27 protein-coding genes and 3 tRNA genes are annotated in these 26,283 nt (G+C 66.9%); 3 read left to right on the forward strand and 27 right to left on the reverse strand.

Translation table 11 applies throughout. From position 1 onward, the window contains the following. Positions 1–32: 32 nt before the first annotated feature. The 8 genes from rplK to ACH82I_RS05520 all read right to left on the reverse strand — a co-directional run bounded on the left by rplK (position 33) and on the right by ACH82I_RS05520 (position 5,964). Positions 33–470, reverse strand: coding sequence for a 50S ribosomal protein L11 (gene rplK / locus ACH82I_RS05485; RefSeq protein ID WP_413336038.1), 438 nt, complete (start codon positions 468–470; stop codon positions 33–35). 313 nt (positions 471–783) lie between these two features. Continuing rightward, positions 784–1,692, reverse strand: coding sequence for a transcription termination/antitermination protein NusG (gene nusG / locus ACH82I_RS05490; RefSeq protein WP_413336040.1), 909 nt, complete (start codon positions 1,690–1,692; stop codon positions 784–786). A gap of 65 nt (positions 1,693–1,757) precedes the next feature. After that, positions 1,758–2,036 (reverse strand): preprotein translocase subunit SecE, encoded by a 279-nt coding sequence (secE, locus tag ACH82I_RS05495; RefSeq protein WP_230746836.1) that lies wholly within the window; start codon positions 2,034–2,036, stop codon positions 1,758–1,760. Between the two features lie 99 nt (positions 2,037–2,135). Further along, positions 2,136–2,208: transfer RNA gene (locus ACH82I_RS05500), tRNA-Trp, on the reverse strand. A gap of 80 nt (positions 2,209–2,288) precedes the next feature. Then, a complete protein-coding gene (locus ACH82I_RS05505; RefSeq protein WP_413336042.1) occupies positions 2,289–3,962 on the reverse strand; it encodes a metallophosphoesterase family protein in 1,674 nt (557 codons plus the stop codon). Between the two features lie 33 nt (positions 3,963–3,995). Beyond that, positions 3,996–5,078 carry a UDP-N-acetylmuramate dehydrogenase gene (locus ACH82I_RS05510; RefSeq protein WP_413336044.1) on the reverse strand — a complete coding sequence of 361 codons (1,083 nt, stop codon included), beginning with the start codon at positions 5,076–5,078 and terminating at the stop codon, positions 3,996–3,998. Continuing rightward, complete coding sequence (locus ACH82I_RS05515) at positions 5,075–5,518, reverse strand: MaoC/PaaZ C-terminal domain-containing protein (protein ID WP_413336046.1); 444 nt, start codon at positions 5,516–5,518, stop codon at positions 5,075–5,077. Before ACH82I_RS05515 ends, ACH82I_RS05510 begins: the two co-directional genes overlap by 4 nt. Next, on the reverse strand, positions 5,515–5,964 hold the full coding sequence (locus ACH82I_RS05520) for a MaoC family dehydratase N-terminal domain-containing protein (protein ID WP_413336047.1): 450 nt from the start codon (positions 5,962–5,964) through the stop codon (positions 5,515–5,517). The genes ACH82I_RS05515 and ACH82I_RS05520 overlap by 4 nt, the downstream gene beginning before the upstream one ends. A 193-nt stretch (positions 5,965–6,157) precedes the next feature. Here ACH82I_RS05520 and ACH82I_RS05525 point away from each other — a divergent pair, with 193 nt between their 5' ends. Together ACH82I_RS05525 and ACH82I_RS05530 are read left to right on the forward strand one after the other, a co-directional pair. Beyond that, a complete protein-coding gene (locus tag ACH82I_RS05525) occupies positions 6,158–7,867 on the forward strand; it encodes a biotin carboxylase (protein ID WP_413336049.1) in 1,710 nt (569 codons plus the stop codon). Positions 7,868–7,977: 110 nt separating this feature from the next. Further along, a complete protein-coding gene (locus tag ACH82I_RS05530; RefSeq protein WP_230746846.1) occupies positions 7,978–9,198 on the forward strand; it encodes a serine hydrolase domain-containing protein in 1,221 nt (406 codons plus the stop codon). 1 nt (position 9,199) lies between these two features. Here the strand turns inward: ACH82I_RS05530 and ACH82I_RS05535 are convergent, their stop codons facing one another. From ACH82I_RS05535 to ACH82I_RS05585, 11 genes are all read right to left on the reverse strand, one after another. Beyond that, positions 9,200–10,336, reverse strand: a complete 1,137-nt coding sequence (locus ACH82I_RS05535) for an MFS transporter (protein ID WP_413336051.1) — start codon at positions 10,334–10,336, stop codon at positions 9,200–9,202. A 17-nt stretch (positions 10,337–10,353) separates the two neighbouring features. Next, positions 10,354–11,472 (reverse strand): NAD(P)/FAD-dependent oxidoreductase, encoded by a 1,119-nt coding sequence (locus tag ACH82I_RS05540; RefSeq protein ID WP_413336053.1) that lies wholly within the window; start codon positions 11,470–11,472, stop codon positions 10,354–10,356. Between the two features lie 199 nt (positions 11,473–11,671). Further along, complete coding sequence (locus ACH82I_RS05545; RefSeq protein ID WP_413336055.1) at positions 11,672–13,093, reverse strand: FAD-dependent oxidoreductase; 1,422 nt, start codon at positions 13,091–13,093, stop codon at positions 11,672–11,674. A gap of 30 nt (positions 13,094–13,123) precedes the next feature. Beyond that, positions 13,124–13,450 (reverse strand): ferredoxin, encoded by a 327-nt coding sequence (fdxA, locus tag ACH82I_RS05550; RefSeq protein ID WP_413336057.1) that lies wholly within the window; start codon positions 13,448–13,450, stop codon positions 13,124–13,126. Next, positions 13,447–14,247 carry a uroporphyrinogen-III C-methyltransferase gene (gene cobA / locus ACH82I_RS05555; protein WP_413336059.1) on the reverse strand — a complete coding sequence of 267 codons (801 nt, stop codon included), beginning with the start codon at positions 14,245–14,247 and terminating at the stop codon, positions 13,447–13,449. The genes fdxA and cobA overlap by 4 nt, the downstream gene beginning before the upstream one ends. A gap of 2 nt (positions 14,248–14,249) precedes the next feature. Next, positions 14,250–15,563, reverse strand: coding sequence for a sulfate adenylyltransferase subunit 1 (locus tag ACH82I_RS05560; RefSeq protein ID WP_413336061.1), 1,314 nt, complete (start codon positions 15,561–15,563; stop codon positions 14,250–14,252). Further along, positions 15,563–16,471 (reverse strand): sulfate adenylyltransferase subunit CysD, encoded by a 909-nt coding sequence (gene cysD / locus ACH82I_RS05565; protein WP_230746869.1) that lies wholly within the window; start codon positions 16,469–16,471, stop codon positions 15,563–15,565. The genes ACH82I_RS05560 and cysD overlap by 1 nt, the downstream gene beginning before the upstream one ends. After that, a complete protein-coding gene (locus tag ACH82I_RS05570) occupies positions 16,468–17,208 on the reverse strand; it encodes a phosphoadenylyl-sulfate reductase (protein ID WP_413336063.1) in 741 nt (246 codons plus the stop codon). Before ACH82I_RS05570 ends, cysD begins: the two co-directional genes overlap by 4 nt. After that, positions 17,205–18,929, reverse strand: coding sequence for a nitrite/sulfite reductase (locus ACH82I_RS05575; RefSeq protein ID WP_413336064.1), 1,725 nt, complete (start codon positions 18,927–18,929; stop codon positions 17,205–17,207). Before ACH82I_RS05575 ends, ACH82I_RS05570 begins: the two co-directional genes overlap by 4 nt. 154 nt (positions 18,930–19,083) lie before the next feature. Next, positions 19,084–19,866, reverse strand: a complete 783-nt coding sequence (locus tag ACH82I_RS05580; RefSeq protein ID WP_413336066.1) for a sirohydrochlorin chelatase — start codon at positions 19,864–19,866, stop codon at positions 19,084–19,086. Beyond that, complete coding sequence (locus ACH82I_RS05585; RefSeq protein ID WP_413336068.1) at positions 19,863–20,690, reverse strand: aldo/keto reductase; 828 nt, start codon at positions 20,688–20,690, stop codon at positions 19,863–19,865. Before ACH82I_RS05585 ends, ACH82I_RS05580 begins: the two co-directional genes overlap by 4 nt. Before the next feature lie 151 nt (positions 20,691–20,841). On the opposite strand from ACH82I_RS05585, the gene ACH82I_RS05590 reads away from it, so the two are divergent. Continuing rightward, on the forward strand, positions 20,842–21,462 hold the full coding sequence (locus tag ACH82I_RS05590; RefSeq protein ID WP_413336070.1) for a hypothetical protein: 621 nt from the start codon (positions 20,842–20,844) through the stop codon (positions 21,460–21,462). Here the strand turns inward: ACH82I_RS05590 and ACH82I_RS05595 are convergent, their stop codons facing one another. The 8 genes from ACH82I_RS05595 to ACH82I_RS05630 form a co-directional block, all read right to left on the reverse strand. Then, entirely contained in the window at positions 21,463–21,885 is a 423-nt protein-coding gene (locus ACH82I_RS05595) for a twin-arginine translocase TatA/TatE family subunit (protein WP_413336072.1), read from the reverse strand. Continuing rightward, positions 21,873–22,664: a twin-arginine translocase subunit TatC gene (tatC, locus tag ACH82I_RS05600; protein WP_413336073.1), complete on the reverse strand. Its 792-nt coding sequence runs from the start codon at positions 22,662–22,664 to the stop codon at positions 21,873–21,875. The genes ACH82I_RS05595 and tatC overlap by 13 nt, the downstream gene beginning before the upstream one ends. Beyond that, complete coding sequence (gene tatA / locus ACH82I_RS05605; RefSeq protein WP_230746887.1) at positions 22,661–22,906, reverse strand: twin-arginine translocase TatA/TatE family subunit; 246 nt, start codon at positions 22,904–22,906, stop codon at positions 22,661–22,663. The genes tatC and tatA overlap by 4 nt, the downstream gene beginning before the upstream one ends. Positions 22,907–22,944: 38 nt before the next feature. Continuing rightward, positions 22,945–23,961 carry an intradiol ring-cleavage dioxygenase gene (locus ACH82I_RS05610; protein ID WP_413336076.1) on the reverse strand — a complete coding sequence of 339 codons (1,017 nt, stop codon included), beginning with the start codon at positions 23,959–23,961 and terminating at the stop codon, positions 22,945–22,947. A 71-nt stretch (positions 23,962–24,032) separates the two neighbouring features. Beyond that, complete coding sequence (locus ACH82I_RS05615) at positions 24,033–25,013, reverse strand: squalene cyclase (protein WP_413336077.1); 981 nt, start codon at positions 25,011–25,013, stop codon at positions 24,033–24,035. Positions 25,014–25,151: 138 nt separating this feature from the next. Continuing rightward, positions 25,152–25,228 (reverse strand) — tRNA-Met (locus ACH82I_RS05620). Positions 25,229–25,255: 27 nt separating this feature from the next. After that, positions 25,256–25,328: transfer RNA gene (locus tag ACH82I_RS05625), tRNA-Thr, on the reverse strand. A gap of 79 nt (positions 25,329–25,407) precedes the next feature. Continuing rightward, complete coding sequence (locus tag ACH82I_RS05630) at positions 25,408–26,208, reverse strand: glycerophosphodiester phosphodiesterase (protein WP_230746892.1); 801 nt, start codon at positions 26,206–26,208, stop codon at positions 25,408–25,410. Positions 26,209–26,283 lie beyond the last annotated feature (75 nt).

Below are 26,283 nucleotides of genomic sequence, written 5' to 3' on the forward strand. Positions count from 1 at the left end.
GCGTGGGCCCTGCCACTGTGGGTTGTGGGGTCTCAGACCTCGACGTCGGTGGTGATGCCCATGGAACGAGCGGTTCCGGCCACGATGCGGTCGGCCTGTTCCAGGGTGTTGGCGTTGAGATCAGGCATCTTCGTGCTGGCGATCTCACGCACCTGATCGGCGCTGAGGTGAGCGACCTTGACGGTGTGCGGAGTGGCCGAACCCGACTTCACTCCGGCAGCCTTCTTGATCAGCTCTGCGGCCGGCGGGGTCTTGAGCACGAAGCTGAACGAACGATCTTCGAACACAGTGATCTCGACGGGAACGACGTTCCCGCGCTGGGATTCCGTGGCGGCGTTGTAGGCCTTGCAGAATTCCATGATGTTGACGCCGTGCTGGGCAAGCGCCGGACCGATCGGAGGCGCCGGGTTGGCGGCACCTGCCTGAATCTGGAGCTTGACGAGGCCGGCTACCTTTTTCTTGGGAGGCATGTACGGTCCTTAATCTTGAAGTTTCGATGCGCCAGACGAATACGGCGCATCGTCCGATCGCGGCCTCCGATAAGAGCCGCGATCAAACCACACCAGTATTCCATGCGCACTCACCCCGGAGCAAATGCCCGTGAGTGGGATCACGGCGGCTCCGATCACCCGAATCCCGGCTCGAGGCCCGGCTCAAGGCCACGGTTCGAGGTCCCGGCACAAGGCCACGGCTCGAGGCCACAGTTCGAGGTCCCGGCTCGGACCCCCGAGACGCGAGAAGGGCCCGGACGAATCCGGGCCCTTCTCGTTTGCGCATCTGTGGTCAGAGTTTGGAGACCTGGTCGAAGCCGAGTTCGACGGGGACATCGCGCTCGAAGATCGACAGCAGCACGGTGAGCTTCTGCGATTCCGGACGGATCTCCTGGATGGTCGCGGGGTGACCCTCGAAGGAGCCCTCCTTGACGAGCACGGACTCGCCGACCTCGAACTCCACCTCGGTGATCGGGGCGGACTTCGCAGCCGCCTCGGCGGCCGGACCTTCGGCAGCGGCGGCCTCGGCCTGACGCTCTTCGAAGATCGGGGCGAGCATCGTGAACACCTCGTCGATCGACAGCGGGGTCGGATCGTAGGCGTTGCCGACGAAGCCGGTCACGCCCGGGGTGTGGCGCACGGCGCCCCAGGACTCATCGGTCAGCTCCATGCGAACGAGCACGTAGCCGGGGATGCGGACGCGGCGGACCTGCTTGCGCTGGCCGTTCTTGATCTCGACGACGTCTTCCATCGGAACCTGGGATTCGAAGATGAAGTCTTCGAGGTTGAGGCTGACGGTGCGGTTCTCGAGGTTCTGCTTGACGCGGTTCTCATACCCTGCGTAAGAGTGGATGACGTACCAGTCACCCTCCTGCATGCGCAGTTCGGATTTGAACTCCTCGGCCGGATCCACGGCATCGTCTTCGGCCGGAGCCTCGGCGGCATCGCCTTCGACATCCTCGGCGGGAGCCTCGTCCGCGTCTGCGGATGCGTCGGTGGCGGGAGCCTCGTCCGCGGTGGCTTCGGCGGCTTCGCCCTCGGCGGAGTCCGCGACGTCTGCGGTCTGGGCGACATCGTCGGTTTCGACGACATCCTCGGTCACGACAGCCTCGGCGTCGGCCGCCGGTGCGTCGATCGATTCGTCGACGGTCGCGTCCTGAGTCTCAGGGGTCTCCTGCTCGGGTGAACTGGTATCCGACACCGATCAAATCCTCGCTTCTGGTGTAGTGATTCCCGGATGGGAGTGAAAAGTCTGAGCTGAGTGTGTCACCACAATGGCCACAGCGGTGTCCCGCCGAAGACGAACCCGACGAGCTTGCCGAAGACGAGGTCGAGGACCGTGACCAGGAGCATCATGAAGAGGATGAATCCCAGGACCACCAAGGTGTAGTTGACCAGCTGCTTGCGTGTCGGGGTGACGACCTTCTTGAGTTCGGCCACGACTTCGCGGAAGAACTGGAGGATTCGTCCGAAGAACCCGAGCTTCTTTCGACCGGTGGCACTGCTGGGTGCGCTGCCAGTCTTCTTTGCCGGTGTGTCGCTCACACATCCTCACTCGGTCGGTTTCATTGGGGACTTCACAATTGTTTCATGCCTGTCGAGGACGGCATCTCGCCGAGACGACGACGGCAGATGTCAACTGCGCAGGGGTGACAGGACTCGAACCTGCAACCTACGGTTTTGGAGACCGTTGCGCTACCAATTGCGCCACACCCCTTCGGCCGGACTTCTCCGACCACGAGAAACGAGCATACCGTCTCCGACCGCCGTTCGTCGAACCGGGTCTCCGGGGGCGTCTCAGTCCTCGTCGGGCGTGCTCGGCGGCTGGGCCGCGAGCGGCAGCGGAGTCGGGAATCGGACCCAGGGTTCGATGGTCACGACCTCATCGGGTGTGACCGTGATGATCTGCACGTCGATGGGGCGCTTCGTGGCGTTGTCGACGCGGAGGATCGAGAGTTCCGCGTTCATCTTCAGCGGGCCCGGGGTCAGCGCGTTCGCCAGCGCCCCGCCGGTGGTGGAGCTGAGATAGCGGACTCCGCTGCCGAAGGTCTCCGGTCCGACCCGCCGGTGCCAGTGTCCGCTCAGAGCGTACTGCGCACAGCCCGAGCGCAGCGCCGGGGCGCCGACCTTCGCATCGTGGATGAGCATGATGTCGAACTCGGTCTCGCAGGCCTCGGTGCGAAGCTTCTGCGCGTACTGGTCGGCCGTGAGGTCGGTCTCGAGCTGAGCTCCGGAGCCGAAGACTGTGCGTCTGGGGTCGGGGCCGCCGAAGAAGGTCACTCCGGCCATCTCCGCGGTCGAATCCTCGAGCACCTTCCAGCCGCGGCTCTTCGCATGTCCGCTCGTCTCGGTCGAGTCGTGGTTGCCTTTGACCATCATCCGCGGCAGGCCATCGGGCAGTTCGTCGTCGAGGACGTCGAGGCAGTAGTTCTCCGCCGAGGTTCCGGTCATGGTGATATCGCCGCCGTCGATGTAGGCGTCGGCTCCGCTCATGCCCGCCACGGCCCCGACCACCCGGGCCATGCCGATGTTGCAGTGGATGTCCGAGCCGAACACGAAGGTGCTCACGCCCTCGCCTGCCCCGGTGTCACCGCCCGTGCCGACTCCTGCCGGGGGCACGAGGCCTCGGTCGCTCCAGTTTCCTGTCAGGGGTCGCTGGTTCCATTGCGCGCGGAGGTTGGCGAGCACCTGATCGTAGAAGGCGTCGTTGTCGTCGGAGAAGTCTTTGACCGCGGTGAACGCGGTGTCGATGATCCCGCCGAGGCGGCCCGTGACCTGAGATCCGGCCAGCGGAGTCCCGTCGAAGGCGGGATCGGCGACGAGGGGCTCCGGGCGTCTGAGCACGGCGGTGCCCAGGCCCGCGAGGACGAGCACGGTGACGAGGCCGATGCCGATGAGCTCCTTGCCGACGAAGGCACGCATGATCCCGTCCAGGCGGGTGGGTCCGAGCACCACGGCCACGCCGACGAGGACTCCGGTGATGAGGCAGACGGCCAGTGCCCAACGGGAGAGGATCTCTCTGCTCAGCCCCTCGACGACCTGGTCGACCTGAGCCTGCGGGGCGGAGAACAGCGAGGCGTAGGAGGCGATGTCGCCGCCGAGGGCATCGACGGCACCTCCCCCGGGAACCGCCTCGGCGGCCGATTTCCCATCGCCGAGTCCGCCGTCGGCGTCCCGTCGCTGGGATGCCGAGGTCCGGCCCTCGTCCGCGGAGACCCCGGAGACCGGAATCTCGCCGATGTCGACTCGCAGCCCCAGGCCGAGGGGGATGTAGTCCTCGGCGGGGACGAGGAGGCGCCCCAGCGGCCCGAAGTCGACGGTCAGCCGGGAGTCCGCGGTGAGACGATATTGCGCCTCATGCGGGCCGAAGGTCAGATCGGCGCGGGCGGTGAAGAGCGACCACGGCAGGGTCGCCAGAGCGACCACGGCGAGGGTGATGAGCAGGGTGGAGGTTCGGCGGCGCGGTGACACTCCCCCAGTCTAGGGAAGAAATCCAGGGAAGATTCAGAGCCGGCAGCCGACGAAGGTCGGTTCGGGTTCGAGGACGATGCCGAAGGACTCCTCGACACCGGCCACGACCGTGCGCGCGAGTTCGAGCACATCGTCCGTGCTCGCCTCACCGCGGTTCGTCAGCGCCAAGGTGTGCTTGCTCGAGAGCCGGGCCCGCCCGGCGCCCACGCCGAAGCCCTTGGCGAAACCGGCGTGTTCGATCAGCCAGGCCGCCGAGGTCTTCGTCCGCCCCGGAATCTCGGCCCCGCTGAGCGGGTCCGTGACGGGGAAGCGGGGCGCCTCGGACGGCAGCGCATCCGGGTCGTCGACGATCGGATTGGTGAAGAACGATCCGGCCGACCAGGAGTCGTGATCCGCCGGATCGAGGACCATGCCTTTGGACCGGCGGAGGGCGACGACGCTGCTGCGCACGCGCTCGGCGGCGACGCGCTGACCGATCTCCACGTCGAGCGCCGAGGCCAGCTGGGCGTAGCGGACGGGCAGCGACTCGGAGCTGCGCTGGAGCGCGAAGGTCACCGAGAGCACGACGAACTGCGGTGTCCCGGCCGCCTGTGCGGCACGTTTGAGCGCCGAGGTGCGGTAGCCGAATTCGAGTTCGACCGCGCTGAGATGACGGATCTGACCGGCGATGCGATCGAAGACCTCGACGGAGGTGATGAGTTCGCCGACCTCGGTGCCGTAGGCTCCGACGTTCTGGATCGGGGTCGCCCCGACCGAGCCGGGGATCCCGGACAGCGCCTCGAGTCCGGAGAGTCCGCGCTCGAGGGTGAGGGAGACGAACTCATCCCAGCTCTCCCCCGCCTCGGCGGTGACTTCGCTCGTTGACTCCGAGACCTCCGTGACGCCCACACCCGTGGTCGCCACCACGCAGACGGGTCCGGGGAAGCCCTCATCGGCAATGAGCAGGTTCGAGCCGCCGCCGATGAAGAGCACATCGTGACCGCCCTGGGTCTGCAGCTCCAGGGAGTGCTCACGGCAGAAGTCGAGCAGCTCCGCGCGGTCCCGCGCCAGCCTGAGATCCGGGGCCGGACCGCCGAGGTGGAAGGTGGTGAATTCGGACAGGTGGGTCGAGATCACCGGGAGACCCGCACCTGGGTGCGGCTGAGCACGTCGGTTTCGCCGGACTTGACGGTGACGTCGATGCGCGCTGTGCCCACGGCCGCGTCGACGGCGCCGACGGTGGCACTCAGCGCAAGCGAGGCGGTCGGGGTCGCCGGAGTCCCGGATTCCGCGTCTGGGACGAGCACCGGGGCGGAGAAGCGGGTGCGGTAGTCGACGACCGAACCGGGATCGCCGAGCCATTCGACGATCGGGGCGATGACCACGGCCATCGAGAGCATGCCGTGGGCGATGACTCCCTCGAGTCCGACCTCGGTGGCGAAGCGCTCGTTCCAGTGGATCGGGTTGTGATCGCCCGAGGCGGCCGCATAGTCGACCAGGGAGGCTCGGGACAGGGGGATCTCGGCTTCGACGACGGTGTCGCCGATGGTCAGCTGGGAGAAGTCGATGGTGCTCATTCTCCGTCTCCTCTCACGACGATCGTCGAGGTCACGGTGACCACGGGCTGGGCTGCGATATCGGTGATCTCGGTGCGGGTGGTGATCATGGCGTTGCTGCCGGCGGCGCGGACTCCGTCGACATGGGTGGTGGCCTCGAGGCTGTCGCCGGCGACGATGGGGCGGGTGAAGGAGAACTGCTCGGAACCGTGGACGACCTTCGAGAAGTCGATGCCCGAGTCCGCATCGGAGATGTAGGCGGCCTCCGACTTCTGCGCGATGATCACGGCGAAGGTGGTCGGGGCCACGACATCGCGGTAGCCCAGGGAGGTCGCCGCCTCGGCGTCGAAGTGGTAGTCGGCCTCGGCTCCGGTGGCGAGCGCGAATTCCGCGATCGCCTCCCGGGACACCTCATAGGGCCTGGGCAGGGAGTAGCTCGCTCCCTGTTTCTCGGTATTCACCGGCATAGTGCTCTCTTTCCGACGGTGGGGACTGCGTACTCCCAGCCTAGCCGCCTGCTTCGCCTCGGCGGAATCCGAGCGGCGGCGGGTGCGGGCCACCGGGAGTTCGCTTCCGGTTCATGGAATTGCTCCACTATCGGCCACAGCGCACTAGAACTGTTATATGTTGTCCACATCACATTGTACGAAGGAGTGAGCGATGACGACTGAATCTTCGAACACGACCGCCACGTCGCAGAAGACGAACGACCGAGCCCGGGTCAAGGACGGTGTGGCGGTTCCGTCCCCCGACTCTCCGGGAACACCTCCTCCGAAGGCCGCGACCGCCTCGGCGACGGGTGCCGCAGCACCGAGCGAGCCGATCGATCCGGCCGAAGCCGAGGTCGCGGTCGGCACCGATGCCGCCTACGCCGGTGAGGAGGCCGACCGGGTCCAGATCCGACGGCCCCTGCGCAACATCTCGGAGGTCCGACACTTCTTCCGCACCAATCAGACCCCGATCTACTTCATCGGTGCGACCCCGTTCAATCTGCTCGGCCTCGACCGCTGGGTGCGCAACTTCTCCTACATCACCTACTACGACGGCTGGGACGGCGGACACCCGCGCGTCTTCTCCCCGCGCTACAAGCCCTTCGTCGAGTTCGAGTCCGGTGAGGCGATCAACAACTGGCTGCTGCTCAACGCCGAGGTCCGGGCGCACATGACCCGCAACGTCCCGCACGGCGAGCGGGTGCAGGTGGCGATGGTCTTCTTCGACGAGGAGACCGAGCGGATCTGCCGTGAGCTCGGCTACGATCTCATCCTGCCCTCGGCGGCGCTGCGCAATCAGCTCGACTCGAAGATCGAGACGACGAAGCTCGGCAATGAGGCCGGTGCCTTCTCCGTGCCCAACGTCCTGACCACGGCCGATACCTATGAGGCCCTGAATGCGGGGGCCGCCGAGGCGGACCTGGGCACCGATCTGGTCGTGCAGACCCCCTACGGCGATTCCGGGAAGACCACGTTCTTCATCTCCTCGGCCGCCGATTGGGAGAAGTACAAGGACGACATCATCGGCGAACAGCTGAAGATCATGAAGCGGATCAACAACACACCGGTGGCTGTGGAGGCCGTGATCACCTCGAGCGGCGTCGTCGTCGGCCCCTTCCTCACCGAGCTGGCCGGGTTCACCGAGCTGACTCCGTACAAGGGCGGCTGGTGCGGCAATGAGATGACCCCGGATGTGCTCACCGCCGATCAGCGAACCCGCGCCAGGGACCTCGTGCGGAAGATGGGCGAAGGTCTGCGCAAGCGCGGGTATCGCGGCTTCTTCGAGGTCGATGTGCTCGTCGATCTCGACACCGACGATGTCTGGCTCGGCGAGCTCAATCCGCGGATCTCGGGCGCCTCGGCGATCACGAACGTCACGGCCGGAGCCTATGCCGACGTGCCGCTGTTCCTGTTCCATCTGCTCGAGTACCTCGACGTCGAATTCGATCTCGACGTCGACGAGATCAACGAACGGTGGGAGGAACTCTCGGGTGCCGACGAGTGGTCGCAGATGGTCATCAAGGAGACCGCCGACATCACCGAGTACATCACCCACTCCCCGCTGACCGGACAGTACTTCCTCGACCAGTACGGCACCCTGACGTACAAGCGGGCGGCCCTCGACTGGCATCCCCTGCAGAACGGCAGCGAGGTGTTCTTCCTGCGCATCTACGGTGCCGGGGAGTATCGCTGGAAGGGAGCCGACCTCGGCGTGCTGGTGACGAAGAACCCGCTGCAGACGAAGGCGGGCGGCTCGAACGCCCTGAGCATCCGCGCCAAGCACTTCATCGATTCGATCCGCGCCATGTACTCCGGCGTCCCGGTCGCGGCCGAGGACCCCTCCCCCGCCCTGGGCGGGCCCGGCGCCAAAGGTGACTGACCGAACGGCGGGCGCCGCGGCGCCCGGTGATACTCTCGTCACGGACTGCGCGGCCGGAGCCGGCCGCCTGAGGAGTTTCGAGGCAGCGATGAGAGAGCTAGAGGTGAAGCGTGGCTGAGACGTCACCCGAGGAGACCGTGCCCGTCGTCGACCCCGCCGCAGGGGTCGACCGGGACAACTGGCAGGAACCCGACCACGTCCGCTGGTCCTTCCAGCACGTCGATCAGGTGCTGCCGACGACGCCGATCTCACGCGGCTCGGGCCCGATCGCCGAACTCCCCGCCGACCTGCAGGACCTCGGTGCCGTCGAGATCCCGGCCACCGAGTTCTCCGCGGCGCGCACCGTGCGCAGCGTCATCGAGGACAGCGACACCGATGCCTGGATGGTCCTCCACAACTCCACCGTGCTCACCGAGGAGTACTTCGGCACGATGGGACCGGAGACCGAGCACCTGCTGATGTCGGTGAGCAAGTCGCTCATCGGCACCGTCGCCGGCAACCTCGTCGGCGCCGGGGATCTCGATCCTGCTCGCCCGATCACCGACTACGTTCCCGAGCTCGCCTCCTCCGGCTATGCCGGGGCGAGCGTGCGCCACATCCTCGACATGCGCTCGGGCATCAGGTTCTCCGAGAACTACCTCGACCCGCAGTCCGAGGTCAGACAGATCGAGGAGTCGATCGGCTGGTCCGAGGCGAAGCGGGAGACCCCGGGCATCGGCATGTATGACTTCCTCACCACTCTTGAGGCGAAGTCCGAGCACGGCGGGCCCTTCGAGTACCGCTCGTGTGAGACCGACGTCCTCGGCTGGGTGTGCGAGAAGGTCGCCGGCGAGAGCATGCAGACGCTGATGTCGCGTCTGCTGTGGTCGCGCATCGGCGCCGAACGCGACGCCCTCATCGCCACCGATCAGTACGGTGTGGGAATGTTCGACGGAGGGATCAATACGACCCTGCGGGACCTCGCCCGGTTCGGCTGCCTCTATGCGAACCGCGGAGTGTCCCTGACCGGCGAGCAGGTGGCGCCGACCTCGTGGATCGGTGACACGCTCACCGGCGACGCGGACACCCGGCAGGCCTTCGCCGACGGCCCCGGCGACAATCGGATGCCCGGGGGGATGTACCGCAACCAGTTCTGGTTCCCCTACCCCGATTCGCACGCCTTCCTGGCCCTGGGCATCCACGGCCAGATGATCTACATCAACCCCGGCGCAAACGTCGTCGGCGTCAAGCTCTCGAGCTGGGGCCTGCCCCAGGACGCGACGAAGCTGTTCCCCACCATCCGGGCCTTCGACGCGGTGGCCAAGGCCGTCGCCTCGCCCCTGCCGGACTGAGTCAGTCCTCGCCGAGGCGGACCGTGCGGAACGCAGAGAACCACAGTCCGATCGCGGTGAGTCCGAAGATGCAGACCGCCGCGGTCAGCGCGAACTGAGCGCCCGCTGCCGCGGCGACGACCCCGGCCACGGGTGAGACCACAACGAAGACGGCCCGGTTGGTCGAGCGCATCGTCGTGTTGGTCCGGGCCTGGAAGGCATCCGGGGTGATCGACTGCCGGTAGGCCAGCTCGTGCGAGTTGCTCAGCCCGATCGCGAAGCCGTGGAGGAGCTGCCCGAGGAAGAGGACGGACACGGCAGTCAGCTGCGGGGCCTGCCCGACCTGCCCCGCCTGATGTACAGGCATTGCGGCCAGGAGCACGAGCACTCCCACCGTGGAGATCGCATGGGCGAGAATCACCGTCCGGCCGTAGCCCAGACGCAGTCCCACCGGCCGTGCCGCCACCGCTCCGATGATCCCGCCCAGTCCGCTGCCGGCCACGATGATGCCGAACCAGAAGGCGTCGAGGCCGATGTCGGAGAGGATGTAGTCGGCAGCGACCGTGAGAAGGATCGCCTGGGCGGCGAACCAGACATGGGTCCAGATCGCCAAGTCTCTCAGGCTGCGATTCGCGTACACCCAGCGCAGACCGGCCCCGATCTCCCTGAGCAGCTTCCGGTCACCGTCGCCGAGCGCCGGTCCTGCGGTCTCCGCGGCCGCATTGGTCCCGTCGATGCGAGCATGCGCGGACTGCAGCGCAGCGGACGGGATGAGTCGGGGGACGAACGCCTGGGAGGCGCTGTCATTGATCAGCGTGGCCGTGCCGAGCACGGCGACGAGCACCAGCAGAATCGGCAGCGAGAGGTGCCCTGACCACCACAGCAGCGGGATGAGGCAGAGCAGGCCGGCCCGCATCAGATCGCTGGCGATCATCACCGGCCGCCGTCTCACCCGGTCGATGAGTGCGCCGAGGACGAGGCCGAAGAGCAGATAGGGAAGCCATCTGGCGGCACCCAGCCAGCCGAGGCCGATCGCCCCGGCATGCAGGTGCTCAACGATGATGACCTGGAGTGCGAGGAAGGTGATCCAGGCGCCGAAGCCGGAGACCGTTTCGGCCGCCCAGAACCAGCGGAAGGCTCGGGGCAGCACCGCTCTCATGGGCTCAGACTAGCAAGTCACAGTCCGAGGTCGGCGATCTCCGCGGCGGGCTGGCCGAGGATCGCCCTGGCCACCGCGTCGCCGATGAGCGGGCCCATGGTCAGTCCGCCGGCACCGAACCCGGAGGCCAGCCACAGGCCCGGCGCGCCGGGCACCGGACCGGCGAACGGCAGTCCGTCGGCACGCACCGACATCGGGCGGATGCCGATCCGCGTCTCCAGCACGCTCGCCTCGGCGAGTCCCGGTGCGATGGACAGGGCATCGTCGAGCACCTGCTTCTGCCCGGCGGCCGTCGTCCTGACGTCGAACCCGACACCGTCCTCACGGGTGGCGCCGATGACGATGCGCCCGCCGTCGAAGGGGGTGATGTAGTGGTGGTCGAGCGGGTGGACCGTCGGCCACACCGCGGTGTTGGTCTCCGGCAGCCGCAGGTGCATGAGCTGTCCGCGCTGGGGTGCGATCTCCACCGCGGTGCCGAGGGTCTGCAGAATCGCGGCGCTGCGGGTACCCCCGGCGATGACCAGGACGTCGAAGTCCTCCCTCGCCGAGGTCGTGCCCACCGACCACGTGCGCGCACCGGCGGCGGTGATCGTGTGGGCCGCGTCGTGGATCAGCCTCGCGCCCTTGAGCGCGGCGCCGGTGAGGATGGCATCGCGGAAGGTGCGCCCGTCGACCCGCCCGCCGCCGGTCACGAGCAGCCCGGTCATCTCGGCGGCCAGCGGAGGGAAGACCGCGGCGGACTCCGCCGCATCGAGTTCGCACACCTCACCGGCCACGGAACCGGCGGCGGCGACGCGTGCACAGATGGTTTCGGCCGCCTCGGCGAGGGTCTCGGGGTTCCGATTGACGACGAGGGCTCCGGTGCGCCGATAGCCGAGTTCGGGGATCCCGAGCTCGCGCAGCCGGTCGAGAAATTCGGGGTAGAAGTCCCCGCCGGCGGCGTAGGTGTCATAGTAGGCACCCGTGCTCGTGGACACCCAGGGGGCGATGATCCCGGCACTGGCCGCGGTGGCCTGGCCGGCCATGGCGTCGTCGATGACGGTGACGTCGGCACCTCGGGAGGCCAGTCCGAAGGCGAGGGAAGCTCCGGCGATGCCGCCTCCGATCACGGCGATCCGGGCAGAACGGTCGGTCACGGTCAGACTCCTTCGTCGATGCCTGTGCGCCGCGGCCTGCGGCGCCTCTTTCCGAGCCTACGTCCTTCCTCGGCGCATAACGCCCCAAGACTGACACGTTCTACCGTTGCAACGGTAGGACGTGTCACTCTCGGCGACTGTTGTCTCGGAGACCGAGTGCCGCGGCGACTAGTGTCTCGGAGACCACTGCCTCAGCGGCTCAGTGTCCGGCGGCCGGCTGCCCTGCCGGTTCGTTCGAGACATGTCCGCGCGCCTCGGCGAGCATGCCCTCACGGGTCGCGATCTTCACACGCTCACGGCCCTCGGCTTCACCCGCGGCCTTCTCGGCGGCTTCGACCCGGTGGTAGCCCTCCCAGTCGACATAGTCGATGCCTTTGGACTCGAGGAGGTCGACGATCGCGTCCTCGCTCGGGTTCACCGGTCCGGTGAGAGCTCCCGAAGCTCGATCCTCGAGGATGTGCGTGATCGTCTCGAGGGCATCGCCCTTCGTGTGCCCGATCAGCCCGACGGGACCGCGTTTGATCCACCCGGTCGCGTAGACGCCGGGGATGACGTCGGCCTCGGCCGCCTTGGCCTGTTCTTCGGCGTCGACGACGCGGCCCTCATGGTTGGGGATGACGCCTCGCTTCGCATCGAAGGGCAGCTGCTGCAGTTCGCTGCCCGCATACCCGACCGCCCGGTAGACGGCCTGGATGTCCCAGTCGTGGAAGTTCCCGGTGCCCTTGACTCCCCCGTCGCCGTCGAGCTCCTGGCGTTCCGTGCGCAGCCCGGTCACCCGATCCTCGCCGAGGATGGCCACCGGTGCATGGAGGAAGTGCAGGTGCAGACGGCGCTTCGCACCCGTCGGCTCACGCATCGTGAAATCGGTCAGGGTCTTCGCGACCTGCTTGACCTGGTTCGAGGACTCGATCGCAGCCATCGACCCTTCGTCGAACTCGTAGTCCTCGGGGTAGACGATGATATCGACATCGGCCACATGACCGAGTTCGCGCAGCTCCAGCGGTGTGAACTTCGCTTGTGCCGGTCCGCGGCGTCCGAACACGTGGACGTCCGTGACCTGCGAAGATTTGAGCCCTTCGTAGACGTGGTCCGGAATTTCGGTGGTGTGCATGTCGTAGGCCTGTTTGGCCAGCACCCGGGCCACGTCGAGAGCGACATTGCCGTTGCCGAGCACGGCGACCTGCTCCGCTTCGAGCGGCCAGGTCTGACCCACATCGGGGTGCGAGTCGTACCAGTTGACGAAGTCTGCGGCGCCGTAGGAACCAGGCAGGTCGACACCGGGAATCGACAGCGGCGCATCAACGAAGCAGCCGGTGGAGAAGATCACGGCATCGTAGAGGTCGGTGAGCTCGCCCAGTCCGAGGTCGACGCCGTACTCGACGTTCGAGAACAGGCGGATGTCGCCGCGGTCGAGGACCTTGATCAGAGCATTGATGATGCCTTTGATCCGCGGATGATCGGGAGCCACACCATAGCGGACGAGGCCGAAGGGAGTCGGCAGGCGCTCGAAGAGGTCGATGCTGACCTCGAAGTCGCGTTCGGCCTTGGTCAGCAGATCGGCGGCGTAGATGCCGGCTGGGCCGGCACCGATGATGGCCACCCGGAAGGGCTGGGTCGTCATGGTTCTCCTTCTCATCGGGCGAAGCCCGGGTCAGTCGTCGGTGTTCTGCGGGGGCAGGCCCGCGATGAAGGGGTGGTCGGCGTCGATGACGCCGTGGGAGGCGGCTCCGCCCGGGGAGCCGATGTCGTCGAAGAAGTCAACGTTGGCGGCGTGGTAGGACTCCCACTCCTCGGGGACGTCGTCTTCGTAGAAGATGGCCTCCACCGGGCAGACGGGCTCGCAGGCACCGCAGTCGACGCATTCCTCGGGGTGGATGTAGAGAGAGCGTTTGCCCTCGTAGATGCAGTCGACCGGGCATTCCTCGATGCAGGCGCGGTCCTTCACATCGACGCAGGGCTGGGCGATGATGTAGGTCATGGATTCCTCATGAGTGCGGGTTGGGTCTGCGCCGCTGCTCTGAAGGCACCGACGGCGTAGGGGCTCAGGGTCACGACGTCTCCGGCGACGATGATGGCCGGGGACTTCACCGAGCGTCTGGCGGCCTGGAAGGTGATGGTGTCGAGCGTTCCGACGGTCACTCGCTGGTTCTCTCCGTACCCGTCCTCGATGATCGCGACCGGGCAGTCTCCCCCGCGTGGTCCTCTCGCGAGAGTCATCGCCGAGTGGGCCAGGGTGCCGATGCCCATGAGGACGACGACGGTGTGGTCGCGTCCCCCGCCGAGTTCGGCCAGCTGGTCGTGTCCGGTGACGACGCTGTAGGCGGTGGCGAGTCCGCGGTGGGTCAGGGGGATGCCTGCCACGGCGGGCACCGAGTTCGCGCTGGTCACACCCGGGACGACCTGCACCTCGACGCCGGCGGCGATGCAGTGGGCGGTCTCCTCCCCACCGCGGCCGAAGACGAAGGGGTCTCCGCCCTTGAGGCGGACGACGCGGCGACCGCGGCGGGCTTCTTCGACGAGGATCTCGTTGATGCGCTGCTGCGGCACCGGGTGATGACCGGGATGTTTGCCGACGTCGATGATCTCCGCTTCGAGTGCTCGTCCCCGTTCGGTTTCGAGCTGCTCGATGACCGAGCGGGCGCCGAGGCGGTCGGCGACGATGACGTCGGCGCCTTCCAGGGCACGCAGACCCTTGACCGTGAGCAGACCCAGGTCACCGGGGCCGGCGCCGATGAGCAGCACGCTGCCCGGTTCCTGACGGGTGAACAGGCTCATGGTCACTCCTCCTCGGGGGCGTGGATGCCGGCGGCGACGGTCCCCCCGGACTGCGGATCGATGATGAGGAAGCCGCCGGAACGGCCGTGCTCGCGGAAGTCGGGCAGCGGCAGCGCACTGGCCAGCTTCACCCGGGCCACGCCGATGTCGTTGCCGGCGAGCACCTCGGCGTCCTCGATCTGCGAGGTGGCGAGGTTCCGTCTCGATTCGACGGTGACGATGCCCTTGACCGTGGTGGTGCCGGCCTTGACGAGCACCCGATCTCCGGTGCGCAGTCCCTCAGTGGTGAATGGGAACACCTCGGCGCGCAGCTCCTTGCGCGGCTGCGGCAGGGTCCCGGCCGCGGCGAGCACGCTGCCGCGGGCGGTGTCGATGTCATCGGCCAGGCGCAGCGCCACCGACAGCGGGGCGCCCGCGGACTCCAAAGGCCCGTCGGCGGTGTCGATGCCCACGACCGTGGTCCTGATGCCGGCGGGGTGGACGTCGATCTCATCGCCGAGGTGGACCCGCCCGGAGGTCACCTGCCCGGTCACGGCCCGGTAGTCCCGGTATTCCTCGGGGTCGAGTCCCGGTGCGAGCCCTCCCTGAGGTCGCAGCACCGACTGCACATCGAGGCGGAAGGGCTCGAGGTCGGCGGTGTTCTCCTCCTTGCTCGGCAGGGTCTCGAGGAGTTCGAGCAGAGCAGGCCCGGAGTACCACGGCGTGTTCGCCGAGGTCTCCGCCACATTGTCCCCGGCCAGTGCGGAGACGGGAATGAGATGCGGTGCCTCGAGGCCGATCTCCGCTGCCAGCGCCTCGACCTCGGCCTCGACCCGTTCGAGTTCGGCCCGATCGTAGCCGAGGAGGTCGATCTTGTTGATCGCGATGATCACGTGCTCGATGCCGAGCCGCTGGACCACGGTGAGATGGCGGCGAGTCTGCTCGGTGGCTCCGGTGCGGGCGTCGATGAGGACAACCACGGCGTCGGCGGTCGTGGCTCCGGTGACCATGTTGCGGGTGTACTGCACATGTCCGGGGCAGTCGGCGAGGATGAAGGAGCGGCGGTCGGTGGCGAAGTACCGGTAGGCGACGTCGATGGTGATGCCCTGTTCGCGTTCGGCTCGCAGCCCGTCGGTGAGCAGGGCGAAGTCGAACTCTCCGCCGAGGAATCCGCGTTCCCGACTCGTCGCCGTGACGGCCTCGAGTTGATCGGCGAGGATCGCCTTCGCATCGTGGAGGAGCCGGCCGACGAGCGTCGATTTGCCGTCGTCGACGGATCCGGCGGTGGCGAAGCGCAGCAGCGTCTTCGTCGTCGTGGTCACTGGTGTCGTCGTCATCAGAAGTATCCGTCCTTCTTCCGGTCTTCCATCGCCGCGGCCGAGATCCGGTCGTCGGCGCGTGTGGCTCCGCGCTCCGTCACGGTTGTCACGGCCACCTCGGCGAGGACGGAGTCGATGTCGGAGGCATCGGACTCCACGGCTCCGGTGCAGCTCATATCGCCGACGGTGCGGTAGCGCACGGTCCGTCGGATCACGTTCTCGTCCTCGCGCGGGGTCGAGAACTCACCCGTGGCCCACCACATGCCGTCGCGGTTGAAGACCTCGCGCTCATGGGCGTAGTAGAGCTCGGGCAGGGCGATGTTCTCCCGGGCGATGTAGCTCCACACGTCGAGTTCGGTGAAGTTCGAGATCGGGAACACGCGGACGTGCTCACCGCTGACGTGCCGGCCGTTGTAGATGTTCCACAGCTCGGGTCGCTGGTTGCTCGGGTCCCAGCCGCCGAACTCATCGCGCAGGGACAGGATGCGCTCCTTGGCACGGGCCTTGTCCTCGTCTCGGCGGGCTCCGCCGAACACCGCGTCATAGCCGCCGGCCGCGATCGCGTCGAGGAGCGGCTGGGTCTGCAGGGTGTTGCGCGTCCCGTCGGGGCGTTCGCGCAGCCGACCGTCGTCGATGTAGTCCTGGACCTTCGCCACGCTGAGCTCGAGGCCGTAGTGTTCGGCGGTCTCGTCGCGGAACTTCAGGATCTCCGGGAAGTTATGCCCGGTGTCGACGTGGAGCAGCCCGAAGGGGATCTTCGCTGGCCAGAAGGCCTTCGCCGCCAGGTGCAGCACGGTCACGGAGTCCTTGCCGCCGGAGAACAGCAGCACCGGCTTCTCGAACTCGGCCGCGACCTCACGGATGATGTGGATGGCCTCGGACTCGAGGACGTCGAGGGTGGACAGGGGTGCGTGGTCGATGCTCATACGTGTAGTCCGCATTCTGTTTTCGAAGTGCCCGACCAGCGACCGGCGCGAGGGTCCTCCCCCTCGGCCACGGGACGGGTGCAGGGCTGGCAGCCGATGGACGGGTAGCCCTGCGACAGCAGTGGATTGACCGGCACGTCGAAGGCGCGCGCGTAGTCGAGGAGGTCATCGAAGGACCAAGAGGCGACGGGATTGACCTTGACCAGGCCGTTCTTCTCGTCGAAGGTCACCAGCGGGGTGTTCGCCCGCGTCGGAGCCTCGTCGCGGCGCACCCCGGTGAACCAGAGCTCATAGCCGGCCAGGGACTTGCTTAAAGGTGCGACCTTGCGACGGGCACAGCACAGACCCGGATCGCGGGCGAAGAGGTCCTTGCCGAATTCGGCGTCCTGCTCGGCCACCGTCTGCTCGGGCATCACGTCGACGATGTTGACGTCGACCTTCGCCGCCACCTCGTTGCGGGTGGTGTAGGTCTCCGGGAAGTGGTAGCCGGTGTCGAGGAAGAGCACGTCGACCCCGGGCAGGTACTGAGCGACGTAGTGCGGCAGGGCGGCATCGGCCATGGAGCAGGCCACGGCGCAGGCGGAGGTGTCGAAGTTCCGGGAGACCCAGCGGATGACATCGGCGGGGTTGGATTCGGCCACGCCGTTGTCGGGGTCTCCGGCCAGCGCCCGATTGCCTGCCTCGGCGAGGGCTTTGAGCTCCTCGATGCTGCGCTTGTCCGTGGTGGTCGTGCTCATACCAGCTCCTCATCATCGACGCGGTGGGCCCATTCGGAGAACGTCTCGGTCTCGGATCGGCCGTCGAGGAAGCGGCGGACGAGTGTCTCGACGTAGTCGCCGAGGTTGTCGGCGGTGACCTTGAGACCGCGGACGGTGCGTCCGAGGCCGGCTTCGTCGCGGTCCTTCGAGGCCAGTCCCCCGCCGACGTGGACCTGGAAGCCGGGCACCTGTTCGCCGTCGTCGGTGGTCACGATCTGACCCTTGAGTCCGATGTCGGCGGTCTGGATCCGGGCGCAGGAGTTCGGGCAGCCGTTGAGGTGGAGGCTGATCGGATGAGGCAGATCGATGCCGGCCAGGCGCTCCTCGAGCTTGTCGATGGTGTCCGCGGCGGTCTGCTTGGTCTCGACGATCGCGAGTTTGCAGTATTCGATGCCCGTGCAGGCCATCGTCGAGCGGCGGAAGAGGTCCTTGCGGCTGGAGAGCCCGAGGGCGTCGAGGCCGGCGACGACGTCATCGACATCGGATTTCTCGATGTCGAGGAGGAGGAGCTTCTGGTGCGGAGTGGTCCGCAGCCGGGTCGAGCCGAACTTCTCGGCGAGGTCGGCGATCTGGCCCAGCAGGGTCCCGGAGACGCGTCCGACGACCGGGGTGACGCCGATGTAGTAACGGCCGTCGACCTGCTTGTGCACGCCCACGTGGTCTCCGGCGACGATCGGCTTGGTCGGTGCGGGCCCGTCGGCGAGGCGGTAGCCGAGGTATTCGGTCTCGAGGACCTCGCGGAACTTCTCGGGTCCCCACTCGGCGAGGAGGAACTTCAGGCGCGCCTTGTTCCGCAGGCGGCGGAAGCCGTAGTCACGGAAGATCTGGGTCACGCCCAGCCAGGTCTCGACGACCTGGTCGGGGGCGACCCACGTGCCCAGCCGTTCACCGAAGCGGGGAACCACGGAGAGGGCACCGCCGACCCACAGGTCGTAGCCGATGCCGTGTTCGGGGTGGTCGACGGCGACGAAGGAGCAGTCGTTGATCTCGTGGACGACGTCCTGGCTGGGGTGGCCGGTGATCGCGGTCTTGTACTTGCGCGGCAGGTTCGACAGGCTCGTATCGCCGATGTAGCGCCGGGAGATCTCCTCGATCGCCGGCGTCGGGTCGATGAGCTCGTCGGCGGCGATGCCGGCCACGGGTGAGCCGAGGATGACACGGGGCACGTCTCCGCAGGCCTCGGTGGTCTGCAGGCCGACGGCCTCGAGGCGCTGCCAGATCTCGGGGACGTTCTCGATCTCGATCCAGTGGAGCTGGATGTTCTGCCGGTCGGTGAGGTCGGCCGATCCGCGCGCGAAGTCGTTCGAGATGTCGGCGATCGTGCGCAGCTGCTCGGTGGTGAGCTTGCCGCCGTCGATGCGGACCCGGAGCATGAAGTACTCGTCTTCGAGCTCATGGGGTTCGAGCTTCGCGGTGCGGCCGCCGTCGATGCCGGGCTTGCGCTGGGTGTAGAGCCCCCACCAGCGGAACCGGGCGTGGAGGTCATCGCCGGTGATCGAGGAGAACCCCTGTTTCGAGTAGACCTCTTCGATGCGGGCGCGCACATTCAGCCCGTTGTCCGCGGCCTTGTCGATCTCGTTCTGGTTGAGCGGTTCGGTGCCGTCGACCTTCCACTGGCCGTTGGACTTCTTCGGCCGTGCGGGTCGCTTCGGAGCCCCCGTGTCGGGGTCCTTCTTCAACTCATCGACATGTGTGGACATCGTCGCCTCCAAACGCTGCGGTGCACATTCGACTGGTTACGCTACTGGAGGCCTGATTGCTCAACAAATTAGGGTGCCCAAACAATGTCGCATCGTGTCGAACTAAGTCATGAGACGGTCCGTGACGATTTGCGACGGAGGAGTTGACCGTCGTTCACAGCACTGAGATCATGCGCTCCCGGACGACGTCGACGAGCCCCTGGGGCACGTCGTCGATCGCCTCTCCCGCAGGGTCGACCAGGCTTTTCGCATCGTCGGCCGAGGTCAGCAGCGGGTCGGTGAGGATGTCGGCAGTGCCCTCCACGAGCTTCTGCGCGAGGTCTTGGAAGAAGCCGGGGGCGAGCAGGTAGCTGGACAGGACAATCCTGCCACCGAGCGCTCTTTTCTGCTCAACAATGCCGCCGAGGCTGGCCTCTCCCCCGGCGTGGAATCCCACGTCGACGGGACGTCCCAGTTCGACCGACAGATCCTCGCCCATCTCCCGGCAGGCCGCGTTCGCCCGTTCATCGCTCGATCCTGCGGCGGCGAGGACGATGTGGTCGTCATCGGTGAGTGAGGGCAGGCGGGCGGCGAGCACTCGGGCCAGGCGTCGGTCGGGTCCGAGTGTCGGGGTCAGCCGGATGTCGCGGGCCGCAGTTCCGTTCGCCCCGCCGGCCCCGCCTGCCGTCGCCACGGCCTCGGCCAGATCGACGTGGACGTGATAGCCCGGGGAGAGCAGAAGTGGGACCAGCACGGTCGGGGCCTCGGACGGAAGCGTTCGGAGCACCTCGGCGACATCGGGATTCTGCACATCGACATGGCCGAGCATGACCTCGGCGACGAGGCCTCGGGCTCGCAGGTCCGCGGTGACCCGGGCGGCGAGCGCCTCGATGAGCCTTTGGCCCTGCGCCGAGGAGGTCCCGTGGGAGATCAGTCCGAGTGCGGGGCGCGGGTTCACAGGACCTCCAGTGGAAGCGGTGAGGTGGGCGGCGGGAATGCTGCGTCGATGTCGGCGAGGTCGGTGGCGGTGAGCTCCATGGCTGCGGCAGCGGCATTGGCGCGCACGTGCTCGGGCGTCGAGGATTTGGGGATGGCGATGACGTCACCGGTCCGGATCGCCCAGGCCACGAGGATCTGGGCGATGGTGGCCTCGTGTCGTCCGGCCACTTCGGCGAGGATCGGGTCGTCGAGGAGTCGGCCCTGTTCGATCGGAGAATAGGCCATGGTTCCAATCGGGGGTTGGGCGCTTCGATGGTGCGGGAGGAGGTCGAATTCCGGTCCGCGCCGGGACGGGTTGTAGAGGATCTGGTTGGCCTGCGGCATGGCCGGCAGTCCGGCGAGGTCGGCGGGGTCGAAGTTGCTCACACCCCAGGAGCCGATGAGTCCGCGCTCGCGCAGCTCCTCGAATCCGGCGATCGTCTCCTCCAGCGGATGGGGCCCGGGCCAGTGGAGGAGGTAGAGGTCGATGCGGTCGGTGCCCAGTGCCCGCAGCGAACGCCTGCACGCGGTGACCGTGCCTTCCCTCGAAGCGTTGGCCGGCAGCACCTTGTCGACGAGGAAGACGTCGTCGCGCATCCCGGCGATCGCCTCGGCGACCAGGTCCTCGGCACGGCCGGACCCGTACATTTCGGCTGTGTCGATGAGGGTGAGGCCGAGTTCGATGCCGGTTCGCAGGGTCGCGATCTCGCTGGACCGAGTGGCGGTGTGGTCCCCGAGGTGCCAGGTGCCCTGCCCGAGGAGGGGAAGCACAGTGCCGTCGGCCAGTGTGGTGGTCGGGATCATTCGGTCATGGTAGCCGACGCCGGTCTGCCGATGTGTCCGTCCGGACACATATGTCCCCGGATGCGCACACGCTCCACGCTCGGGCGGCGATCGACCGTGGCAGAATCGACGGTGTACGAACGACACCCGTGATCCACCGAGGAGAATGATCATGACACCGATGCGCCGGCTGACTTCGATGCCGCGACTTCTCACTGCCCTCGCCGGCACCGCGCTGGCTCTGTCCCTGACCGGCTGCGGTCTGCTCGGCGGCGGGAATGAGAGCGACCCCGCAGAGTCAGACGCCGCCCAGACGGAGGATGCCCAGTCCGCTGAGGCTGCGGAGTTCGGCGAATCCGAGGGCCAGATGGGACAGGCGGCGGAGACCGAAGAGCCCACCGAGGCGGCCGAGCCCGAGCCGAGCGAGACCGAATCCGAGGATCCGTTCGCCGACGCTGCCACAACGACCAACTGGGCCAGCGACGATGCGATGGAAGTCGACAAGAAGGGCAACGGCACGGTGCCGGCCACATCACTCGAGGCCGATCTCGTCGACCTGTTCGAGAACAAACTCGACTTCGAGGTCAAGAAGGCAGAGTGCGCGGAAGATATGGATCTCCGCGAATGGTACGGCTTCGAGACGTGCAACGTCACGGTCAAGGACGACTCGATGACCAAGAAGGAGAAGACCTACTACGGGACGGTGAAGATCGTCGACCACAAACACAAGATGATCAAGTACGAGCTCATGTTCCCCGGGATCGACAAAGAGGACTTCGACTTCAAGGACTGATCACCGATCGGCGGTCGATCCCACCGCTGCCCTCTCCTCGTCGCCCACATGACCATCGGTCGTGTGGGCGACGAGTCGTTTCCGGGGGTGTCCGGATGATCCGCTGATGACATATCGACCGGGCGCCTCGGCGGCGGAAGCGCCGGCCGCACCGGGTTCGCCCTCCGCACTGCGGACCGGGTCCTGTTCGTCCAGGGCTTCGCGGATGATCCGTCGCGGATCGTAGTGGCGGGGGTCGAGCGTCTGCCAGTCCTCGGCACCCAGCGACTCGGCGGCACGGTCCTTGGCGACGTCGAGCTGAGACCGGAGCAGCCGGACCAGCTCGCCGAGCTTCTGTGCGTAGGAGGGCAGTCGGCTCGGACCGATGACGATCACCGCGATGATGCCGACGAGGACGATCTTCTCGAAGCTCAGACCGAACATGTTCGGCTCCTTTCAGTGTGCGGCTGATCCGGTGGCCGGTCATAGCCGCGGGTGCGGTCGTGGATCCAGGCGATGGCGAGCGCGGCGAGGAAGAGCAGGGCCATGGGCGCCGCGACGAAGATCATGGAGAGGACATCTGCGGCCGGGGTGACCAGGGCCGCGAAGACGACGATTCCGACGATGCTCACCCGCCATGCCTTGGCGATCGTGCTCGCCGAGAGCAGCCCCATGAAGTTGAGGACGACGAGGAAGACCGGGAGGACGAAGGCGATGCCGGTGGCCAGCACGATCTTGAACACGAAGTCGAAGTAGTAGGAGGCCTGCAGGATGGTGCTGTCTTCGGAGGCGGCGAAGGACGTGAGCACCTCGACCATCTGGGGGAAGATATAGAGGCCGGTGAGGCAGCCGCCGATGAAGAGCGGGAGTGCGGCGGAGAGGAATCCGAAGGTGTATCGCTTCTCCCTGACCGTCAGCCCCGGGGTGAGGAAACCGAAGATCTCGCCCAGCCAGACCGGGCTGGAGACGATGATTCCGGAGTACACGGCGATCCGCAGCTGGAGGTCGAAGGCTCCTGTGACGCTGTCGTAGTTGAGCGAGGCGCTGCGGGATTCGGCGAGCTCGGTGATCGGTGCCCGCAGGACATCCATGACGAAGTCCGAGGCGAGGTAGCCGATGACGGTGCCGATGAGCAGCGCCACCGTCGCGCGGATCGCCCGATTGCGGGCTTCCTTGATATGCGCGGACAGCGGCATCTTCGACGCGGCGGTGGCAGTGCTCATGATCGGGTCCGCGCCCGCGCCTCGGCGGTGATCGGGTCGGTCACTGCTTCATAGGAGACGCATTCGCTCTCGGCCGCCGAGCCGGTGTCGGACGGGGACTTCTTCTCGGTGGTCTCGTCCTTGAGGATCCGGACGGACTGTCCGAGGCTCTTGGCGAGCGCGGGGAGTTTCGCCGCCCCGAAGACGAGGACGATGATCGCGAGGATGACGAGGGCGTGCCAGCCCGTGAGGTTGTGCAGCATGATGTGTGGCCTTTCGAATGGGTGTCTGCTGGGCGTGACTATTGGGCGGAGGAGTCGCTGCCGTCTCCGGCGGGAGCCTCACCGTCGGGAGGTGCTCCTCCGCCCTCGGGTCCGACGCCGCCCTCGGGCGGCTGACCGCCTTCGCCGCCGCCTCCCCCGGCAGGTGCGGCACCGCCGGTGGGTTCGGTGTCCGTGTCGACGGGGACGTCGAGGGAGGCCACGTAGCCGGAGTCGGTGTCGCCGCTGATCGTGGCGAGCTGGTGTTCGCCGCCGTCGTCGCCGAAGACGTTGTCGTCATCGAGGCTGATGGCGGCGAGGTTCTTCGCCGATCCGTCGTAGGCCTCGAGTTCGAACACGGCGTTGCAGGCGTCTTCGGTAAGGGCCATCTGCGAGGTGGCGATCGCGTTCTCGGCATCGGTGATGGAGTCGACGTCGGGGTAGACCTCGAAGTGGATGTGCGTCCACCGCCCGGAGTAGCAGCCCGGGAAGACCGAGGTGAACGACACTTCGCCGTTCTCGTCGGCGACCTGGACGCCGCGCAGCCAGGTCGCGTCCTCGACACCGTCGGAGTACATCGAGTACCGGCCCTGGGCGTCGCAGTGCCAGGCGTAGACGGCGACTCCTTCGAAGGGGGCGTTGTCGCCCGCCATATCGGTGACCTTGAGATTGAAGGTCAGGGGCACGCCCTCGACGGTGTCGGAGCCGTCGATGTTCGAGCGGATGTCGGAGCGCACGATTCCCGACTCTTCGAGGATGTCCGGTCCGTTGGAGCCGTCTGCCGGGTAGGGGCCGGCCGTTTCGTCGGGGATCTCCGTGACCGATCCGCTGCTGCTCGAGCTCGAACTCGTCGAGCCGGAGGCTCCGGAGCTGCAGGCGGCCAGGGCCATGGTGCCGACTCCGGCGCCGACGAGTCCGAGGACCCCGCGACGGCTGAAGAGAGTGCGGATGTCGAAGGAGGCGCCTTGGTCGACGACCTCCTCCTCTGGACGGTCGAGGAGCCTGCCCTCAAAGGCGGGGCCGTCGGGTGTCTGGTCCGGTTCGGGTACGCGAGCCATGAGCTGTCCTTCCTTCGCTGATGTGATGACACCATCGTGGAGGCCGGCTCTGGCGCGGGACTGTGGCGTTCCTAGGTCACAGCTGAGGATGCGGAGGACGAATGTGCGCCGTCCCACCAGTCGAGGACGCGCAGGGCCTGCAGGGTCACCCATTTCGAGGGCTGGCCAGGGGGAACGTCGACGTGGAACCACACCTCTCCGTCGTGTCGGTGCCCCTGCAGCCAGGACCCGTCTTCTTCCCGTTGGCTGCGGATGGACTCGATCGCCTCGCTCATCCGCGGGTCGGGGACCGCTCTGTCGGCCTGCGCCGCGCGTCGGAGGAAGTCGGTCGCGGGGAGGAAGCCGTAGAACCACCGTCGGGGGTGGAAGAGTGCGAAGACGCGATCGTCGAAGGGTTCGCCGCTGCTCTGCCGTCGGAAGAGATCGCGGGTGAGCAGGTATTCTTCTCCCCGGGCCCGCGCCTCGGCGACCCGTGCGGAATCACCCGTGACCTGTTGGTAGTCGAGCAGTCCGATCAGGGCATTGAGGGTGGAGTGGAATGAGGAGACCTGCGAACCCTCGACCCATTCGCAGTTCCATCCTCCGTCGTCCTGCTGGTGGGTGAGGAACCAGTCGACGATGCCGTCGACCTCGGCGCCGAGCCAGAGTCCATTCGACAGGGTCCACGAGTTGATGCACACGTCGACCTCGCCGCCCCAATAGGGCAGGTCCTCGTATTCCCAGCGCACCGCGGTGAGCTTCTCTGCGGTGCCGGCCAGCGCCGAGGCGTCGACTCCCCAGTCGCGCAGATCGTTGAGTGCCCAGGTGGTGGCCGTCCATGGCTGTGGTGTGTCTTCGTCGCCGCTGAAGTTCGCGGGGAAGAAGGCTCCTCCAGCCCAGGTGCCTTCCGGATCCTGCCGGCTCAGCAGCTCGCGGCTGAATCCTTCGCGCACCACTCGTGCTCGCGTGGACTGCCAGGTCTCCTCTGCGGCGCCGAGGAGGTCGCGCTCGACCTGCCACCGCAGGGCGGGGTCGGAGTCGAGAAGCCAGTCAGCCAGTCGTGCATCGATCATCGTCGTTCCTCTGCATCCAGCCTCGCCCCGGACGGGTGAGGTTCCTGGCACGAGGCTACGCCGCCCTACGGATGCGCGGAACCTCCGGAGACGAAAGAACTCCCCCACCGGACTGTCCGTCCTGGTGAGGGAGTTGAGTGGTAGCGGGAGGGGGACTCGATCCCCCGACCTCACGATTATGAGTCGTGCGCTCTAACCAGCTGAGCTACCCCGCCCCAGCGCCGCAATCTAGGCGACACGAGAGCCCCGAAAGGGAATCGAACCCTTGACCTTCTCCTTACCATGGAGATGCTCTGCCGACTGAGCTATCGGGGCAACAGGTAAGAATTTACACGGGTTTCCATGACCGGGGCAAATCCGGTCTCGGTGACCTCACTCACAAATCGCCCGACTCCTACTTCACGGGATCGAATCGGCCGGCCAGGAACCCCTGCAGCCGCCCGGGCTGATTGGTGATGATCCCATCGACCTCGGCGTCGAGGAGCTCCCGCCATTCGTTCATCCCGTCGACCGTCCACACGAACACGCCGAGGTCGTTGTCGCGGATCTCGGCGACGACCGATTTGCGCAGACTGAAGCCCTTGTACGAGGGGTTGATCGCGACCGCACCGAGACCGCGGGCGATCTCGATGTCCTCGGGCTTGGGCACCATCCGGAGCAGGAAGCGAGTGACCATCGGCAGCAGATCCCGGCAGGTCTCGAGGGTCTCGGTGTTGAAGGACTGGACGACCATCCGGTCGGCCGTGCCGGTCTCGACGACGAGCTCGGCGATGCGGGCCACCGCACCGGAGGACCACTCCCCCTTGAGCTCGAGGAGGAGCTCACCACCTCGGTGCTGGATATCGCGCATCACCGCGGCCAGCGTGGGAATCCGCACCCCGGTGAAACCAGGGCCCATCCACGACCCGGCATCGACGAAGGACAGCTCCTCGGCGGTCAGGTTCGCGACCGGACCCTTCCGGTTCGTGGTCCGGTCGAGATCGGGATCGTGGAGGATGACGGGAACACCATCGGCACTCGTCGAGGTGTCGACCTCGATGAAATCCACGCCGAGGGCACGAGCGGCATCGACCGCGGCGAGACTGTTCTCCGGCACCACCGCGGAGTAACCTCGGTGCGCGATGACCAGCGGACGGTTCATCGATCCGGGTCGCTCGGTCATGCCTCGCTCATGCAGGAACTGCAGAAAACTCATACGCCCACACTATGCCCTACCGCCTGCGCACGTAGTCCCACAGTTCAGGAAACGAGGACGAAACACGCTCAGAGC

This window comes from Brevibacterium sp. GP-SGM9 (assembly GCF_047300845.1).
In the GTDB taxonomy this organism is placed as follows: Bacteria; Actinomycetota; Actinomycetes; order Actinomycetales; family Brevibacteriaceae; genus Brevibacterium.

Excerpts from the sequence above, each read along its gene's own strand:
- rplK (WP_413336038.1), bottom strand. The coding sequence starts at position 470 with ATGCCTCCCAAGAAAAAGGTAGCCGGCCTCGTCAAGCTCCAGATTCAG.
- ACH82I_RS05515 (WP_413336046.1), bottom strand. The coding sequence starts at position 5,518 with ATGAGCACCATCGACTTCTCCCAGCTGACCATCGGCGACACCGTCGTC.
- ACH82I_RS05520 (WP_413336047.1), bottom strand. The coding sequence starts at position 5,964 with ATGCCGGTGAATACCGAGAAACAGGGAGCGAGCTACTCCCTGCCCAGG.
- ACH82I_RS05525 (WP_413336049.1), top strand. The coding sequence starts at position 6,158 with ATGACGACTGAATCTTCGAACACGACCGCCACGTCGCAGAAGACGAAC.
- ACH82I_RS05535 (WP_413336051.1), bottom strand. The coding sequence starts at position 10,336 with ATGAGAGCGGTGCTGCCCCGAGCCTTCCGCTGGTTCTGGGCGGCCGAA.
- ACH82I_RS05545 (WP_413336055.1), bottom strand. The coding sequence starts at position 13,093 with ATGACGACCCAGCCCTTCCGGGTGGCCATCATCGGTGCCGGCCCAGCC.
- fdxA (WP_413336057.1), bottom strand. The coding sequence starts at position 13,450 with ATGACCTACATCATCGCCCAGCCCTGCGTCGATGTGAAGGACCGCGCC.
- cobA (WP_413336059.1), bottom strand. The coding sequence starts at position 14,247 with ATGAGCCTGTTCACCCGTCAGGAACCGGGCAGCGTGCTGCTCATCGGC.
- ACH82I_RS05560 (WP_413336061.1), bottom strand. The coding sequence starts at position 15,563 with ATGACGACGACACCAGTGACCACGACGACGAAGACGCTGCTGCGCTTC.
- cysD (WP_230746869.1), bottom strand. The coding sequence starts at position 16,471 with ATGAGCATCGACCACGCACCCCTGTCCACCCTCGACGTCCTCGAGTCC.
- ACH82I_RS05570 (WP_413336063.1), bottom strand. The coding sequence starts at position 17,208 with ATGAGCACGACCACCACGGACAAGCGCAGCATCGAGGAGCTCAAAGCC.
- ACH82I_RS05575 (WP_413336064.1), bottom strand. The coding sequence starts at position 18,929 with ATGTCCACACATGTCGATGAGTTGAAGAAGGACCCCGACACGGGGGCT.
- ACH82I_RS05585 (WP_413336068.1), bottom strand. The coding sequence starts at position 20,690 with ATGATCCCGACCACCACACTGGCCGACGGCACTGTGCTTCCCCTCCTC.
- ACH82I_RS05590 (WP_413336070.1), top strand. The coding sequence starts at position 20,842 with ATGACACCGATGCGCCGGCTGACTTCGATGCCGCGACTTCTCACTGCC.
- ACH82I_RS05595 (WP_413336072.1), bottom strand. The coding sequence starts at position 21,885 with ATGTTCGGTCTGAGCTTCGAGAAGATCGTCCTCGTCGGCATCATCGCG.
- tatC (WP_413336073.1), bottom strand. The coding sequence starts at position 22,664 with ATGAGCACTGCCACCGCCGCGTCGAAGATGCCGCTGTCCGCGCATATC.
- tatA (WP_230746887.1), bottom strand. The coding sequence starts at position 22,906 with ATGCTGCACAACCTCACGGGCTGGCACGCCCTCGTCATCCTCGCGATC.
- ACH82I_RS05610 (WP_413336076.1), bottom strand. The coding sequence starts at position 23,961 with ATGGCTCGCGTACCCGAACCGGACCAGACACCCGACGGCCCCGCCTTT.
- ACH82I_RS05615 (WP_413336077.1), bottom strand. The coding sequence starts at position 25,013 with ATGATCGATGCACGACTGGCTGACTGGCTTCTCGACTCCGACCCCGCC.
- ACH82I_RS05630 (WP_230746892.1), bottom strand. The coding sequence starts at position 26,208 with ATGAGTTTTCTGCAGTTCCTGCATGAGCGAGGCATGACCGAGCGACCC.